This window comes from Mesorhizobium sp. Root695, assembly GCF_001428185.1.
Lineage (GTDB): Bacteria > Pseudomonadota > Alphaproteobacteria > Rhizobiales > Rhizobiaceae > Mesorhizobium.
The window spans coordinates 512,120-528,634 of the sequence record NZ_LMHO01000023.1 but is presented as its reverse complement, the minus strand read 5'-3'; the positions used below and the strand labels follow the sequence as shown (position 1 = coordinate 528,634).

Here is a 16,515-nt window from a genome sequence, read left to right as displayed (position 1 = left end):
CCGGTCTTCGATTCGCGCCCGCAAACCATCCCGTCCTACGCCAGCTCTCCGACCGGCATATTGCAGGACTGCATGAGCGCGGCCAGCTGCCGCTCCTCTTCTGCCGTGAGGTCGAGAAGCGGTGACCTGACCGGGCCGCAGTCGATCCCAGCGATGCGCGCGCCGGCCTTGACGATCGACACGGCATAGCCTGCGCGCCGGTTGCGGATGGCGAGATAGGGCAGGAAGAACGAGCGGATGAGATCGCCAACCTCGGCCGTACGCCCGGCGCGCAGGGCATTGAAGAAACGCAGCGCGATCTCGGGTGCGAAATTGTAGATTGCTGAGGAATAGGTCGTCATGCCGATTGCCGCGGCGGCACTGGCATGGACTTCGGCCGTCGGCATGCCGCCGATGAAGATCAGGCGGTCGTCCATGCGGTAGCGCAAAGCGGTGAGAAGCTCGATGTCGCCGACACCGTCCTTGAGGCCGATCAAGTTCGGACAATCCTGCGCCAGGCGCTCGAGCGTCTCGGGCGTCAGCACCGCATTGTCCCTGTTATAGGCGATCACGCCGATGCCGACCGAACGGCAGATGGCGGTGAGGTGGCGGCGCAATCCTTCCTGCTCGGACTTGACTAGGTAGGGCGGTAGCACCAGCAGCCCGTCGGCGCCATTGGCCTCGGCGGCCTTGGCGAACTCGACCGCCATATGTGTGCCATAGCCGACGCCGGCCAGCAGCGGCAGCTGATCGGGCACTTCGTCCGACGCCGCCCGTACGACGCGCTTGTACTCCTCGAGCGTCAGCGAGAAGAACTCGCCCGTGCCGCCGGCGGCAAAAAGCCCGCTTGCTCCGGCAGTGCCTTGGCTGGCGACATGGGCGCGATAGCCGTCTTCGTTGAAGCCGCCGTCATCGTCGAAAAAGGTCAGCGGAAAGGACAGCAGCCCGCGGCCAAGGGATCTGGTCAGTTCAGTGGGTGAGAGCGTCAAAACGAATACTCCATGCAAGGGGCCGGCCGATCGTGGTCGGGCCGGCGGGGATTGATTCAGCCGTGGCTTGCCGGCTGGTTCATACGAGGCCCGGCCGGACTTCGGCCGCGGCGGCTTCGATCGCCCTGGTGCCCAAGCCCGACTTGACGATGCGGATCAGTTCCTCCTCGCTGGTGTCGGCCGTCGACGCGTCCAGTGCGACCTCGCCCGAATGCAGGAAGTTGATGCGGTCGCAGACTTCAAAAATCTGGTTGTAGTTGTGGACGATCAGGATCACCGAGACCTGGCGCTGCTTGCGCAAGTTCTGGATCAGGCCGAGCACATGCGCGCTCTCGCGCACGCCCAGTGCCGCCAGCGGTTCGTCGAGAACCAGGATCTTCGGCGATGAATAGATCGAGCGGGCCACCGCGATGCACTGGCGCTGTCCACCCGACAGGAGGTCGACCGTGCTGTTGACGCTGGGGATCGTGATGCCGAGCGTATCGAGATAGAGCTGCGCCTGTTCGCGCATCTTCCTGTTGTCCAGCAGGTTCAGGCCGAGGAAGCGCTTGTGGTACTCGCGGCCGAGAAACATGTTGTGGAAGACGCTGAGGTCGCCGATCAGCGCCAGGTCCTGATAGACGGTTTCGATGCCTTGCGCACGCGCATCGCGCGGCGAGGCGAAACGCACCTCCTTGCCTTGCGAGACGATCGTGCCGGTGTCGGGCTGGTGGAAGCCCGACAGGATCTTGATCAGCGTCGACTTGCCGGCGCCATTGTCGCCGACCAGCGCTAGCACCTCGCCCTGGCGCAGCTTGATCGAGACATCGACGAGGGCTGTGACGGCGCCGAAATTCTTGGAGATGTTGGACATTTCCAGCACGACGGGCGCATCGGGGGCGAGCGGTGGAATGGTTTGCGTGTTCATACGCGCCTCCGTGTGCGCAGGCGATCGACCTGGATTGAGAGGATCATCGCGGCGATGATGGCCGCGCCGAGATAGATGTCGGATACGGTGGCCTGGGCGCCGATCATCACCAGGCCGTTGTTGAGCGAGGCGACGACGAAAGCCCCGATCAGTGCGCCGATGACGGTGCCGGAGCCGCCGAGCAGCGAGGTGCCGCCGATGACCGCGGCCGCGATCGCCTGCAAAGTGAGGAACGGGCTGCCGGCCTGCGGATCGGCCGAGGTGAACTGCGCCGTGTTGATGATGCCGGCAAAGGCAGCGCAGCCGCCGGCGATCATGAAATTGTAGATCTTCATGCGGTCGGTGCGCACGCCGATCTCGCGGGCGCCGATGATGTTGGAGCCGGTGGCGATGGTGTGCAGGCCGAAGGTGGTGCGGTTCAGCACCAGAGCCAACACCAGCACCACCAGCACCGCCCACAGGAAAGGCGTGAACGCCGTAATGCCGTGCCAGGACAGGAGCGCATCCGACGGCTGGTACAGGCTCTGCCCGAAGATGGCGTTGAAGGGCTGCTCGACCGGCGCCACGATCGGCTGGCTGTTGTAGATCGAGACGACGATGCCTTGCAGGAAGAACAGCATGCCGACGGTGGTGATCAGCGACGGCACCTTGAAGCGCACCGTGATGATGCCGTTGATGGCGCCGACCAGTATGCCGATCAGCACGCCGATCAGCGCGCCGACGGCCAGCGGCAGGCCATAGGTCACCGACAGCAGCGCCATGACATAGGGCGCGATCGAGAAGATGGCGCTGAGCGACAGATCGATCTCGCCGGTGATCATCAGCATGACTTCCGCCGCGGCGACCAGGCCGAGCCGGCCGGTGTCACGCAGCACGACGCTCATGAATTGCGGCGACAGGAATCCGCCATCGCTGCCGAACTGGAAATAGATGACGAGCACGATGGCGACGACGGCGATGCTGGCCTCGCGATAGCGGGACAAAAGGATCAGCAGCCTTTCCGTCATCGTGTGCGGGACCTTGACGCCGACGGCGCTCTTCCCGGCTCTTGCTGTTTTGGTTGGCTGCACTGCGACTTCCTAATTTCGAATACTGGGCGAAAGGCGGGTTGGCGACAGGCAAGTCGAACGCATGGCGTGCAGTCAGCGATGCCCCGCCACGTCACCGGAAAATGACGTGGCGGGGGCAGGAGTTCGCTTGGCCGGACCGTGTCAGGTCGGCTCGACGTCTGAGCGGCCCTCGAAGCGCGACTTGCCGACATAGGCGTCGACATTGTCCTTGGTCACATAGGCCTGGCTGGTGTCGCTGTTGGCCGGGCCGACAAGGCCGCCCGACAGTTTGTAGAGATACATCTGCTGCACCGGCAGGAAGCCCTGCAGATAGGCCTGCTGGTCGGTGGTAAAGTTGACGTCGCCAGCCTTGATGAAGTCCAGCGTCTGCGGGAACAGGTCGAAGCCGGCCACCGCGCCGCCGGCTTTCACCAGCCCGTATTTGTTGGACACGAAACCGCAGGCATAGGTGTCGGAACCGCCGGTGCCGAACAGGCCGTTGACGTTCTTGTGGCTGAGATAATAGCTCTCGACACGCGAGATTTCGGTTGCCGGATCCGGACCGGTGTTGACGACATCGTAGGTGACGCCGCTGTTGCTGTCCTTGATTGCCTGGATGTAGCCGTCGAGGCGCGGCTGCGTGTTGAGCGAGCCCGGCACGCCGATCGACAGCATGACGTGGCCGCCCTTGGGGATCAGCTTCAGCCACTTCAGCGCCGAATTGTAGCCCGACTGATAGAGGGGCTGGCCGACATAGGAGAGCCGCTTGTTGGGGCTGCCGACCGGCACGTCGGCGTTGAAGGCAACGACCGGAATTCCGGCTTGCGCGGCCATGTCGGTGGCAGCGTCGAAGGCCGTCGGATCGACCAAGCAGACGGCGATGCCGTCCGACTTTTGCGCGATCGCTGTCTGCATGGCGCTGACCATTTCGGAGACGACGTTCTTCTGCGAACCTGTCCACTGGTAGCTGCAGCCGAAGACGGCGCAGGCATCCTGGATGCCGTAGACGGTCGGCGTGAAGAACTGGTCCAGCGTCACATGGCAGACGAAGTGGAACTTGTAGGGCTTCTTCGGCAACCCGGGCGATGAATCGGCTGCTCGTGCCGCGCTGATACCGCCGGCAAAACCTGCTCCCAGCCCGCTGGCGAGGCCTGCTGCACCAAGGCCAAGTTTTCCTGCCAGTGCGAAGGCACTGCGCCGGGAGATGGCCGCATTCGCCATCTCCATCTGATTTTTCGTTTCGTCGGCCATGCTTTCTTCCTCCCTCTTCGTTTGCGGGCTTGCTCATCTTTGTCGTCTGGTTACATTGTTATATGACAAGTTTTGTGTCAATGCTTTTTCGACCCCGGTGCTACGGCGCTCTTCCTCAGTCTGAACACGGCGCGGGAGGCCGCCGCATCGCCGGAACGATGGACCACTAAAGATCGCAGGAATAGAAAATGGCTGAAATCGAATTCAGGGCTGTTAGCAAGGGCGGCCTGAAGGTGACGACGATCGGGCTCGGCGGCACCGGGCTGGGCAACATGTACCGCGCCGTCGACACCGATGCAGCGGTGAAGACCGTGCAGGCGGCCTATGACAATGGCATCCGCTATTTCGACACAGCACCTGTCTATGGCTTCGGCGTCAGCGAGACGCGTCTGGGGCTGGCGATCAAGTCGCTGCCACGCGCTGACATCGTCATCTCGTCGAAGATCGGTTACGACCTCGTGCCGATCCCATCGGAAGAGCTGAAGCCGGCACTGTGGGACCAGCCCGGCTCCTTCCGTGCCGAGTTCGACTATTCGCGCGATGCGGTGATGCGTTCGCTCGAAGGCACGCTGAAGCGGCTGGACACCGACTATGTCGACATGGTCTCGATCCACGATCCGGACGAAGCCATCCATTTCGGCCCCGGCGAGGACCCGTATGCTCGCAGCCGCTTCCGGGAAGCCATGGACGGCGCCTATCCGGCGCTCGACGAATTGCGCTCGCAAGGCGTCATCAAGGCGGTTGGCGTCGGGATCAACCAATGGCAGATGCTGTCCGATTTCGTCGTGGCTGGAGCGTTCGACTATTTCCTGCTCGCCGGCCGCTACACGCTGCTCGAACAGGAGCCGCTGTCGACCTTGCTGCCTCTCTGCGAGCAGCGCGGCACCAGGATCATCATCGGCGGCCCCTACAATTCCGGCATCCTGGCAACAGGCGCCGTCAAGGGCGCCACCTTCAACACCAGGCCGGCGCCTGAGCCGGTGCTCGAACGCGTCCGCCGTATCGAGGCGGTCTGTATCAGCCACAAAGTATCGCTGCCGGCGGCGGCGCTCCAGTTCCCGCTCGGCCATCCCCTGGTGTCGAGTGTCATCCCGGGCGCCCGCTCGGCCGAGGAGCTGAAACAGAATTTGGCCTATCTGCGCGAGGATATTCCGCCAGCGCTGTGGACCGATCTGAAACGCGAAGGGTTGATCGAAGCCGGCGCGCCGTCCCCCTGACCATCATTGATTTTGCGCCGAAAGATATGCCGCGGTTGGAGCGGCTAACTCTTTGTTTTGAGCAATTCCGGACGGAAAACCGTTTCACACTTTTCCTGGAATTGCTCAGGGCGGTGCGTGGATGCCATCGACAAAAAGCCTCGTTGCTGTTTCTCGTATTGTTTGACAAGCCGCTCCCGCTTCAGGCGGGAGAGCCGCTCGATCCAGAAGACACCGTCGAGTTGTTCGATCTCGCGCTGGTGGCAAACAGAAAGCAGGCCTTCGGCCTGCTCGACGCCTTCGTCGCCGTCCAGGGTCTGGTAGCCGATTCGGACACGCGCATGCCGTTCGATTTCCTCGGTGACTCCTGGCATGGATACGCTGCCTTCGATATGGCGGATCGTCTCAGTGGATGCCCAAAGAATGGTCGGGTTGACGTAGCTGCGCAGGCCCGCCGAAGGCGACACTTCGATGACCAACAGCCGCTTCAGGAGCCGATGTGAGGCGCGGTGATTCCGATGCCAGGAGCGGCGCGCATTGTGTCGGTGAGATCGCCCGCAAGCCGGCGCAAATCTTCGTCAAACGCCGATATGGGCTCGGCGACGGAGCGCAGACGAGGATCGGGAAAATCTCACGATTGGCCGTATCGTCACATGTCACTCCGGCATTGGCAGGGGCCAACCTCTGCGCGGCTCTTCTGCACAGAGTAGCTGGAATGGCCATGCTCGCAACGCAAAAAAGGCAGGCAAGTCCGGCCATGCAGCTGTCAGGCTTGAACGCCGAGCCGCTCTTGCTCCATCTCGGCCAAGTCCTGAAAGCGGTCGGCGATGCGGGGATGGATGCGGCCGCCATCCGCCGCGCCGATGGCGACGACGATCTCGTCCGCGGCCGGGCCGTCGGCGATCTGGAAGTTGGCGGTGATGAAATGCGAGCGGCGGCCGTTCTCGCTCTTGTGCATCATTGGCAGCGACAGCAGCGCGCCAGGCGCGTTGCGTGTGTTGCAGAATTCGAGATAGGTCGTGCCGCCGACGGCATCGCGGAACACATTGCCGAAGCGCAGCGTGTGGATCATGGCGGAGGCATGCTCGATCTCGCCGGCGGTTCCGACGGCGGCGGCCTTGCCGTAGCTTTCGATGCGTTCCGCCGGCATCAACCCGATCAGGCGGTGCGTGAGTTCCTGCCCGAGCCGGGGTGCGATGGCGACAATCTCTGGCCGCAGATCCTCGACGAAGCCGCGCCCGGCCCATGGATTGTGCAAGACGGCGGCGACGACGATCGATGTCACCGGCCTCGCGGCCGCCTTGCTGCCTTCGAAGTGCACTTCCTCGGTGAAGGTACAGATCTTCCGCAATTCCATGATTTGGCCTCTTCAGTGAAAGCTCAAATCTAGTAGGCGCAAATCGGCGGGTATTCCTCCGGTTCGTAGGAAGAATCGGCGTGCGCCCCGCTTGGAAGCGGTGTAGCGTTTATATATCCGCGACGGCTTAAATTCGCCCTTCGCGAGTGGCGGAAGATCAGGCGTGGACCACGAGTCGCAAATTCTCTCCTTGCGGGACGCCGCCAGCCTCATCAATTCGGGCGGCGATCTCCAGTCCGTGCTGCGCGACCTTGTGCTGGCGGCCTGCCGTCATGCCAAATGGACGCTGGGCTCGATCATGGGCATCGACGCACCGCATGGCCACGCCTATGTCATCGTGCGCCACGATCCGACGCTCATTCACCGCACGCTGCCGGATCGCTGGGAACTGGCCACCAGTCCCTCGATCGTCGCGCTCAACCGCAATGAGCCGGTCTATATCAGGGACGCGCGGGTGTCGGAGGAGTTCCCGGGCTATCGCCGCGAGGCCTTCGAGCGCGACTACCGCAGCGTGCTGGTGATGCCGATGAACTGCGTCGACGAAGATGGCCGGCCGATGGTGCTGACCGTCGTCTCGCGCAAGATCACCGAAGTGACGGCGGAGGATATCGCCTTCATCGGCATGATCGTGCATCTGGGCGAGATCGCGGTCGAGAAGCAGCATCGGCTGCGCCAGGAGAAGCAGGCTGGCAAACGCCTGCAACGTGCCCTTTCGGCGCACACCTCGCTTCTGCAGCAGGCCTTGTCGGACGGGTCCGTGGTCTCGCTCGCCGAAAAGGTCAGCGAACTTTTGCCCAATCCGGCGGTGGTGATCGATTTCCATGCCAATTTGGTCGTCGCCGGCCGTTCCCCAAGCGAAGCGCATTTCGACATTGCCTCCTGGCAGCAGGCGGTGCGCGGAACGCTGAGCCGGCAGATCTTCAAGATAGCGCGCGGCGCGTCCGACGGACGCCACACCGAGACGCTGTTCGTCGATGACGGCAAGCGCCAGCTTAAGCTTTCGGTGCGCATCGAGCCGCTTACCATCGATGCCGAGGTGGTTGGTGCGCTGATGATTTTTCCGACGCCTCACGAGTCTGGCCAACTCGATCAGATGCTGCTCGACAGCACCAAATTCGCTCTCAGCGTGCAGATGATGCGCAGCTTCGTGCGCTTCCGCTTCGAGACGCGTTCATTGACCGAGCTTTTCCTGGAGGTGGCGGAGAGCCGCTGGCGTGACGAGGCGGATATCGTCAATCGCGCCCGCCGGCTGGGGCTCGATCTGACCGTTGCGCAGAAGATGATCGTCATCGACCTCGCCGAGCAGGCGAAGGATGGTGCCATCGGCCTTGCCGATCCGCATCATGCGCTCGTGCGTCTCCTGCAGCAGGCAGGCATTGCCGGTACGGCAATCGCGGTGGAAGACGGCCTTGTCTGCCTGGTTCCTGCCGATGCCGTGCAAGACGGCGCGCGCTTCGGGAAATTGCCGCACAGGATCGCGGCCGAGCTTGGCCGCTATTTCGAACGCGAACCGGTGGTGGTGCTTTCCGAAGCCTGTGCCGCGCTGGCCGATTATCCCATCGCCTGGGAGCGGTGCCGCCGCATGATCCGGATCGGCCGTTCCTTCGGGCGCACCGGTGTTTTTGCCGGCCAGGATTTCGGTCCGCTGCCGATATTGGTCGCCGCCGTCGACGCTCCCGAAGTGCGCGGCTTCGTCGACGACAGTGTCGGCGCCCTGATTGCGCACGACCGCGAGCACGGCACGCCCTATTTGGACACGTTGTTTGCCTATCTGCGCGAGGGCTGCCGCAGCCAGGCCTGCGCCGACGCCATCGGCCTGCATGTCACCACCTTGCGCTATCGCCTGTCGCGCATGGAGGAACTGTTCGGGATCCGTCTCGACACGCCCGAACAGCGCTTCGCGGTCGAACTTGCGATCCGTCTCAGCGGCATCATCGACAGCCGCGTGCCGGCAGCCCGCTAGACTCTCTGGACCTCGCCTCCATTGTTGCGATGCGGCAGTCGCCGCAAGCGCAGGCTTGTCGCGCCTGCGCTTGCTCGGGATAACAGCAGCACGCCGCGCCATCTTTCCTACAGACCGGAGGAAGAACGCCGGCCGGCTCCTGCCTAGCTTTCGTCCGACACTATGGAGGAAAGCGATGGCGGACGCGATGGCACAAAGGAGGATCGACCCGATCGCCTTGCGTCGTGCCTTCGGCACCTTCGTCACCGGCGTCACCGTCATCACCACGCGCGACTGCGACGGCAATCCGCGGGGCATGACCGCCAACTCCTTCACCTCGGTCTCGCTTGACCCGCCATTGCTCCTGGTCTGCGTCGGCAAGGCGGCGGCGAGCTTTCCCGCATTCAACGAAACACAGTCCTTCGCGGTCAATTTCCTGCATGAAGGCCAGGTCGAAACTTCTTCGGTGTTCGCGTCGAAAGCGGCGGACAAGTTCCAGTCGGTCAACCATGACCGCGCCCACACCGGCGCGCCGATCCTCACCGATAGCCTGACATGGTTCGACTGCACCGTTCACAACCGTATCGAGGCCGGTGACCACATCATCCTGATCGGTCAGGTCCAGGCTTTCGGCACCAGCCCATCGGCGCCGCTCGGATTTTGCCGCGGCCGTTACGCCAGCGTGAAGGATCCGCTGCCCGCCGGCTGGATGGCCTCGCAGGACATGATCATCGGCTATCTGGTCGAAGCGGGGAACCGCATCCTCTTGCGCACAGATGGCAAGGGAAGCTGGGTGCTGCCGACGGCGCGGCGGCGCAAGGCCGACAGCCAGCTTGTCCTCGATGGCGGCGAGGCGTTGACCCTCGTTCCTGAAAACACCTTTCTCTATTCGGTGTTCGACGTCGCTGACAGCGACCCGGGCTATCTCGTTTACCGCGCCGAACTGAGCCGTGAGAGCGCTGAAGCCGCACTTCCGGATGGCCATGCCTTCTTTTCCCTCGACGCGCTGCCCTATGAGCGGATCGCCACGCATGAATTGCGCGCCATGCTGCGCCGCTATGCGCGCGAGCGCCAGGACAAGCGCTTCGGCATCTACATCGATACCGGGGACGGCGGCCGCGTCGCCATGATCGACGGCCAGTCGCAATCGTGGACGCAGGCCGCGTCCGAATGATGCTCCACGCAGGAAATACAGCATGAAAACGACGGTCCGATCGCTCGAAGGCTCACGCCAGAACCTGTTCATCAACGGTGCGTTCGTGGCGCCGAAAAACGGGCAATACATCGACAGTTTCGACCCGACCACCGGCAAGCCCTGGTATCAGTTCGCCGAGGCCGGCGCCGAGGATGTCGGCGCGGCGGTCGAGGCAGCGCGCTCGGCCTTCGCCGCTCCAGCCTGGCGACGCATGACCCAGACCGACCGCGGCAGGCTGGTGCGCCGGCTGGCGGAACTGGTGCTGGAGCACGCCGACGAGTTGGCGCTGATCGAGACACGCGACAACGGCAAGCTGCTCAAGGAAATGCGGGCGCAGATGCGCGCCATGCCCGACAGCTACACCTATTTCGCTGGGATGGCCGACAAGCTGCTCGGTGACACCATCCCGGTGAACAAGCTCGACATGCTCAACTTCAACCTGCGCGAGCCAATCGGCGTCGTCGGCATGATCACGCCATGGAACTCGCCCCTGATGCTGCTCACCGGCACGTTGGCGCCATGCCTGGCACTCGGCAACACGGTCGTCGTCAAGCCGTCCGAGCATGCCAGTGCGTCCACGCTCGCTCTGGCCGAGCTGATCATGGAAGCTGGCTTCCCGGCCGGCGTCGTCAACGTCGTCACCGGCACCGGCGCCGTGGCCGGCGACGCGCTGACGCGCCATCCAGGCATTGCAAAATTCGTTTTCACCGGCTCCACCGTGACGGGCCGGCGGATTGCCGCCAATGCAGCGGAAAACCTCATTCCCTGTTCGATGGAACTCGGCGGCAAGTCGCCGCATGTCGTCTTCGGCGATGTCGACATCGACCATGCCGTCAACGGCGTCGTATCCGGTGTCTTCGCGGCGGCGGGGCAGACCTGCGTCGCCGGTTCGCGCTGTTTCGTCGAGGCCAGCGTCTATGACCGTTTCGTCGAGGCGCTGGTCGAGCGCACGAGGCGCGTGCGGGTCGGGCTGCCGACACTGGAAGAAACCGACATCGGCCCGCTGGCGCTGTCGGCGCAGCTTGCCAAGGTGGAAACCTATGTCGCCTCGGGCGTGCGCCAAGGCGCCAGCATCGCGGCCGGCGGCAGACGGCCGCAGGCGGCCGATCTTGCCGGCGGCTGGTATTTTGAGCCGACTGTGATGACCGATGCCGATAACGGCATGGACTTCATGCAGGAGGAGCTGTTCGGTCCCGTTGTCGGCGTCATGCCGTTCTCGTCCGAAGACGAGATGATCCGGCTCGCCAACGACACCCGCTATGGGCTGGCCTCCGGCATCTGGACGCTGGACATCAACCGCGCGCTGCGTTTCGCCAGGAATGTCGAGGCCGGCACTGTCTGGATCAACACCTACCGCGCTTCCTCCTTCATGTCCGCCAATGGCGGCTTCAAGGAGAGCGGCTATGGCCGGCGCGGAGGCTTCGACGCCATGGAAGAGTTCTCGCGCCTGAAGAACGTCGTCATCGACTACTCCGGCGCCATGCAGGACCCCTTCATCATCCGCCTTCGCTGACCAAACCCGACGCACTGGGGAGACCGACATGAAATTCGCCGTTTCGCTGACCATGGAACGCTTCTCGCCCGACATGCCGATGTCGAAGGTGAAGAGCAATCTGCTCGAGCTGGCGCGGATGGCCGACGAGGGTGGCTTCGAGACGCTATGGACAGCGGAACATCACACGATCGAATGCACGATCTCGCCGAACCCGCTGATGACGCTGACCTGGCTTGCCCAGCATACCGAGCAGATCCGGCTCGGCACCTCGACGCTGGTCGCGCCCTACTGGAGCCCGATCCGGCTGGCAGGGGAGGCGGCACTTTGCGACCACCTGACCGGCGGGCGGCTGGAGTTCGGCATTGCGCGCGGCTCCTATCAGTACGAGTTCGACCGCATGGCCGGCGGAATGCCGCAGCAGGAGGGCGTTGCCTATCTGAAGGAACTGGTGCCGGCGGTGAAGAAGCTTTGGGCGCAGGATTATGCCCATGACGGCCGCTACTGGAAGTTCCCGCTCGCCGCCGGCGTCCCGAAGCCGCTGCAGAAGCCGCATCCACCGATCTGGGTGGCCGCGCGAGACCCGGGTACTTTCGACTGGGCGGTTGGCATCGGCGCCTCGATCCTGTCGACGCCCTTGTCGGCGCCGGCGGCGGAGATCGCCGTGCTCGGCGAGAAATTCCGCAAGGCCGTCTCCGATCATCCGGAGGTGCCGCGCCCGCGCCTGATGATGCAACGGCGCACCTGCGTCTACGAACGGGCGCAGGACTGGGAGATCGCGGTCGGGCATGCCATCGACTACGGCCGCGCCTTCGAGAACCTGTTCCAGAACATCGGCACCGTGAAAAACGGCTTTCCCGAAGCCGTCCCTTACGAGAGCGTCGAGGGCAAGGACAATTACAATCCCGAGAACATCCGCCGCAACCTGATGTTCGGCACGCCGGACGAGGTGATCGAGAAGCTGCTCGACTATGAAGCGGCGGGCGTCGACCAATTTTGCCTCGGCCTGACGTTCAACCTGCCGTTCGAGCTGCAGAAGGAGACGATCAAGCTGTGGGTCGACGAGGTGATGCCGGTTTTTGCCGCGCGCGAGCGCGACAGGGCGCGCCAGGCGGCGAGGGCGTGACAATGGCGCGCTCCGGCCAGCTCGATGTCGAGGGCGTGCTGCTCAACTGGCGCCTTGAGGGTGAGGGCGGCGTGCCGCTGGTCTGCATTCATGGGGTCGGCTCCTATCTCGAAGCCTGGAATGGGGTGGCGGGCCAACTGAAAGATCGCTTCGCGGTTCTCACTTTCGACCTGCGCGGCCATGGCCGCTCCAGCCGGATCAAGGGCCGCTACGAGATCGACGATTTCGTCAAGGAGACGCTGGCGCTGGCCGACCATGTCGGGTTCGCCACCTTCAATTTGGTCGGCTTTTCGCTGGGTGGCCTGATCGCGCAGCGCCTGGCGCTGACGCATGCCGAGCGTCTGCAAAAACTGGTATTGCTGTCGACGGTCGCCGGCCGCACGCCAGAAGAACGGCACGCGGTGCGCGGCCGGCTGGCGGCGCTGGTGGCGAGCGATGCCTCGACCCACCACGCCGCCTCGCTGTCGCGCTGGCTGACGGAGGATTTCCAGGACAGCAACCCGGAGGTGATCGCCGAGTTGCGCCGACGCGACGCCGAGAACGACCGCGACTGCTACGCGGCGGCCTATCGCGTTCTGGCCGAGACCGATTTCGGCGGCATTCTCGACCGTATCACCTGCCCGACGCTGATCGTCACCGGCGAGGACGACCAGGGTTCCAGCCCGCGCATGGCACGGCTGATGCAGGAACAGGTGCAAGGGTCGCAACTCGCCATCCTGCCCGGACTTCGTCATTCGATCCTGATCGAGGCGCCGGCTCGGGTTGCCGCCGTGATGGGCGATTTCCTGCTGGATACTGACCGCGGGAAAGGGGCCACCTCCAATGAATAGCAGCCTTCGCGATGCAGCAGAGTATCTCGGACACCAGACGCTGTACGAGGGGTCGCAGGCAGCGGGCCGGCCCCTTTCCTGTGATCGGGGGAATGGCGACGGAAAACATCCTCCGCGACATCGGAAGACCGGACCGGCCACGACGTCGCTAAATCCGCGGGCCTTTGGGAGAGGACGCCGACTTGGTCGGCACGAAATTGCGATGTCAAGACCGGCTGAACGGAAGTGACCGCAAGGGACTGAACAACAACAGGGGAATACGCACATGACAATCTGGAACAGACGACACGTGACGATGGCCGCGATGGCGCTTGCGCTTGGCGCATGTCCTGCTCACGCCGGCGCGGTGCTCGACCGCGTGATTGCGGCAGGCACGCTCAAGGTGGCGACCGATGCCAACTGGGCGCCGCAGTCCTTCGTGAATGCGAGCAACGAGCTGGACGGCTTCGATGTCGACGTCGCCAAGGCGATCGGCAAGCACCTCGGCGTCAAGGTCGAGTTCATCACGCCCGGCTGGGACATCATCACCGCCGGCCATTGGGCAGGGCGCTGGGACATGCATGCCGGCTCGATGACGCCGACCAAGAAGCGCGCCGAGATCTTCGATTTTCCGGCGGTCTACTATTACACACCGGCGGCCGTTGCCGTGCACAAGGACAGCAAGGCCAAGACGCTGGCCGATCTCGACGGCAAGGTGGTCGGCGCCACCAGCACCTCCACCTTCGAGGCCTATGCCAAGAAGGATCTGACGCTCGATGCCGCCGGCGCGCCGCCATTCGAGTACAAGCTCAACCCGAAGGAGGTCCACTCCTACGAGAATTCGACGACCGCCTTCGACGACCTTCGCCTCGGCGACGGCGTGCGCCTCGACGCGGTGGTCTCTTCGCTGCCGTCGATCCTCGATGCCGAGAAGGCCGGTTACCCGATCAAGCAGGTGGGCGATCCGGTCTTCTACGAGCCGCTGGCGATCGCCATCGAGCGCGGCGATCCCGAACTCTCCGCCAAGATCGCCGACGCGGTGAAAGCGATGAAGGAGGACGGCACGCTGAGCAAGCTTTCCGAAAAATGGTACGGGCAGGATTACTCGAAGACGAACTAGCTCCTTAAAAGGCGGCCTGCCACTGGCAGGCCGCCGAACAGCCGGTGCTCAAAGATGCTTTATCCGGATACCGTCGAAGCCGAAATCCTCGTCCACAAACCCTGGTTTGTGGCGACGATGTTCGGCGTCGTTCTGCTTCTCTTCATGGCTTTCAACATGTCGGGCACCAGCTTCGCCGAACTGATGCGTCCGGTGATCGGCGAACCGTCGGTGAGTGGCCTTTACGGCCGCTTTGCCATTGCCTTCGCCATAGCGGTGATCTTCACCTTGAACGTCGTGCTGATCGGCTTCGCACCGCTCAAGTTCCAGATCGGCATCGTCTGGCTCGAACTGCTGCTCCTGTTCATCGCCTTCTTCGAAACGTTCCATCTCAGCCTGCCCTTTATCAGAGAGAAACTGCCCTTTCTGATCAGCCAGGGCGTCGTCACCACGCTCTACGTCTCGGCGATTTCCATCGTCATCGCTTCGGTCATCGCGGTGGCGGGCGCGGTCGCCAAACTCTCCAACAATGGCTTTGCCTTTGCCATTGCCAGCTTCTACACCTCCTTCTTCCGCGGCCTGCCATTGCTCATGCAGGTTTACCTGATCTATCTCGGACTGCCGCAGCTCGGTTTCGTCATCAATGCGGTGCCCGCCGGCATCCTGGCGCTTTCGCTCTGCTACGGCGCCTACATGACCGAGATCTTCCGTTCCGGCATCCAGAGCATCGATCGTGGCCAGTGGGAGGCGTCGCGCTCCATGGGATTCGGCTTCGCCCTGACAATGCGCCGTATCATCCTGCCGCAGGCATTGCCGGTCATCATTCCGCCGACAGGCAATCAGTTCATCTCGATGCTGAAGGATTCCTCGCTGGTCTCGGTCATTGGTGTTTGGGAGTTGATGTTTCTGGCGCGCACCCTCGGCCAGAAGACCTTCCAGCACATGGAGATGCTGATTTCGGCCGCCATGATCTACTGGATGCTGTCGATCTGCCTCGAACTGATCCAGTCCCGCATCGAACGGCATTACCACAGGAGCAAGTTGCGATGAGCGCTCAGTCCATCATTGAGGCCAAGGCTGTATCCAAATGGTATGGTCAGTTCCACGCGTTGAAGGACATCAATCTGACGGTTCATAAGGGCGAACGCATCGTCATCTGCGGGCCATCCGGCTCAGGCAAGTCGACACTGATCCGTTGCTTCAATCGCCTCGAAGCGCATCAGCAGGGCGACATCGTCGTCAACGGCGTTGCCTTACACGGCAAGATGACCAATGTCGCCGCCGTGCGCTCCAACGTCGGCATGGTGTTCCAGCATTTCAACCTGTTTCCGCACATGACGGTGCTGATGAACTGCATGGCCGGCCCGATGTGGGTGAAGGGCGTATCGGAAAAGGAGGCGCGCGAGACCGCGCTGAAGTTCCTCGAGCGGGTCCGCATTCCCGAACAGGCGAACAAGTTCCCCATCCAACTGTCCGGCGGCCAGCAGCAGCGCGTGGCGATCGCCCGCAGCCTGTGCATGCAGCCGGCTGTCATGCTGTTCGACGAACCGACCTCAGCTCTCGACCCGGAAATGGTCTCCGAGGTGCTGGAGACGATGACGGGACTGGCGCGCGACGGCATGACCATGGTGTGCGTGACGCATGAGATGGGCTTTGCCCGGGCGGTCGCAGACCGAGTCATCTTCATGGACGCCGGCCAGATTGTCGAGGAAGGCACGCCCGACGAGTTCTTCAGCCGCCCTCGCCATGATCGAACCAAGTTGTTCCTCAGCCAGATACTGAAGCATTAGACATCCAGAAAAGGCTGCTCTTTCTCGTCGCTTTCGGAAAGCGAACAGTCTGCTTCCGGCCCAAAACCAGCCGCGCTCACACACAATGGTCAACACGGGTTCTTCGACCCCTTTTGTGGGATGAAAGAGACACCGCGTGATGGAAAACTAGTCCTCCTCCTGGTCCTTAGGCTCGCCTGACCATACGAGAGAATACGAAGGAAACGGCCTGGCGAGCCAACCGCTAACATATTGATTTTGTGTAGAAAATTTTGACCCTCCGGACCCACCATCCAGTCCGCCTGATGTTCGGGTTTTTCATCCGTCTCAGAATAGCGTCGACTTTTCCGAGGGT

14 protein-coding genes and 1 pseudogene are annotated in these 16,515 nt (G+C 63.0%); 9 read left to right on the top strand and 6 right to left on the bottom strand.

From position 1 onward, the window contains the following. Nucleotides 1-35: 35 nt before the first annotated feature. The 4 genes from kdgD to ASD99_RS21565 form a co-directional block, all read right to left on the bottom strand. Nucleotides 36-968, bottom strand: coding sequence for a 5-dehydro-4-deoxyglucarate dehydratase (gene kdgD, locus ASD99_RS21580; RefSeq protein WP_057144809.1), 933 nt, complete (start codon nt 966-968; stop codon nt 36-38). A 79-nt stretch (nt 969-1,047) separates the two neighbouring features. Continuing rightward, a complete protein-coding gene (locus ASD99_RS21575; protein WP_056585028.1) occupies nt 1,048-1,875 on the bottom strand; it encodes an ATP-binding cassette domain-containing protein in 828 nt (275 codons plus the stop codon). Continuing rightward, entirely contained in the window at nt 1,872-2,945 is a 1,074-nt protein-coding gene (locus tag ASD99_RS21570; protein WP_057144808.1) for an ABC transporter permease, read from the bottom strand. The genes ASD99_RS21575 and ASD99_RS21570 overlap by 4 nt, the downstream gene beginning before the upstream one ends. Nucleotides 2,946-3,086: 141 nt before the next feature. Next, complete coding sequence (locus ASD99_RS21565; RefSeq protein WP_057144807.1) at nt 3,087-4,175, bottom strand: sugar ABC transporter substrate-binding protein; 1,089 nt, start codon at nt 4,173-4,175, stop codon at nt 3,087-3,089. 188 nt (nt 4,176-4,363) lie between these two features. On the opposite strand from ASD99_RS21565, the gene ASD99_RS21560 reads away from it, so the two are divergent. Further along, nucleotides 4,364-5,392 (top strand): aldo/keto reductase, encoded by a 1,029-nt coding sequence (locus ASD99_RS21560; protein ID WP_056585034.1) that lies wholly within the window; start codon nt 4,364-4,366, stop codon nt 5,390-5,392. 140 nt (nt 5,393-5,532) lie between these two features. On the opposite strand, the pseudogene ASD99_RS21555 reads toward ASD99_RS21560, so the two are convergent. Beyond that, nucleotides 5,533-6,024: pseudogene (locus ASD99_RS21555) on the bottom strand (peptide deformylase); the annotation flags it as partial. Between the two features lie 113 nt (nt 6,025-6,137). Next, entirely contained in the window at nt 6,138-6,728 is a 591-nt protein-coding gene (locus ASD99_RS21550) for an amino acid synthesis family protein (RefSeq protein WP_056585035.1), read from the bottom strand. Nucleotides 6,729-6,891: 163 nt separating this feature from the next. Between ASD99_RS21550 and ASD99_RS21545 the strand changes: the two genes are divergently transcribed. The 8 genes from ASD99_RS21545 (at nt 6,892) to ASD99_RS21510 (ending at nt 16,181) form a co-directional block, all read left to right on the top strand. Beyond that, nucleotides 6,892-8,691, top strand: a complete 1,800-nt coding sequence (locus ASD99_RS21545) for a helix-turn-helix domain-containing protein (RefSeq protein ID WP_057144806.1) — start codon at nt 6,892-6,894, stop codon at nt 8,689-8,691. Between the two features lie 175 nt (nt 8,692-8,866). Further along, a complete protein-coding gene (locus ASD99_RS21540; protein WP_056585041.1) occupies nt 8,867-9,844 on the top strand; it encodes a flavin reductase family protein in 978 nt (325 codons plus the stop codon). Between the two features lie 22 nt (nt 9,845-9,866). Further along, nucleotides 9,867-11,378, top strand: a complete 1,512-nt coding sequence (locus ASD99_RS21535) for an aldehyde dehydrogenase (RefSeq protein WP_057144805.1) — start codon at nt 9,867-9,869, stop codon at nt 11,376-11,378. 28 nt (nt 11,379-11,406) lie between these two features. Continuing rightward, on the top strand, nt 11,407-12,483 hold the full coding sequence (locus tag ASD99_RS21530) for an LLM class flavin-dependent oxidoreductase (protein ID WP_057144804.1): 1,077 nt from the start codon (nt 11,407-11,409) through the stop codon (nt 12,481-12,483). A gap of 2 nt (nt 12,484-12,485) precedes the next feature. Next, entirely contained in the window at nt 12,486-13,313 is an 828-nt protein-coding gene (locus ASD99_RS21525; protein WP_057144803.1) for an alpha/beta fold hydrolase, read from the top strand. Nucleotides 13,314-13,578: 265 nt separating this feature from the next. Then, complete coding sequence (locus ASD99_RS21520; protein WP_057144802.1) at nt 13,579-14,412, top strand: transporter substrate-binding domain-containing protein; 834 nt, start codon at nt 13,579-13,581, stop codon at nt 14,410-14,412. A gap of 54 nt (nt 14,413-14,466) precedes the next feature. Continuing rightward, nucleotides 14,467-15,441, top strand: coding sequence for an amino acid ABC transporter permease (locus ASD99_RS21515; protein WP_057144801.1), 975 nt, complete (start codon nt 14,467-14,469; stop codon nt 15,439-15,441). Then, nucleotides 15,438-16,181 carry an amino acid ABC transporter ATP-binding protein gene (locus ASD99_RS21510; RefSeq protein WP_057144800.1) on the top strand — a complete coding sequence of 248 codons (744 nt, stop codon included), beginning with the start codon at nt 15,438-15,440 and terminating at the stop codon, nt 16,179-16,181. Before ASD99_RS21515 ends, ASD99_RS21510 begins: the two co-directional genes overlap by 4 nt. Nucleotides 16,182-16,515: the final 334 nt, after the last annotated feature.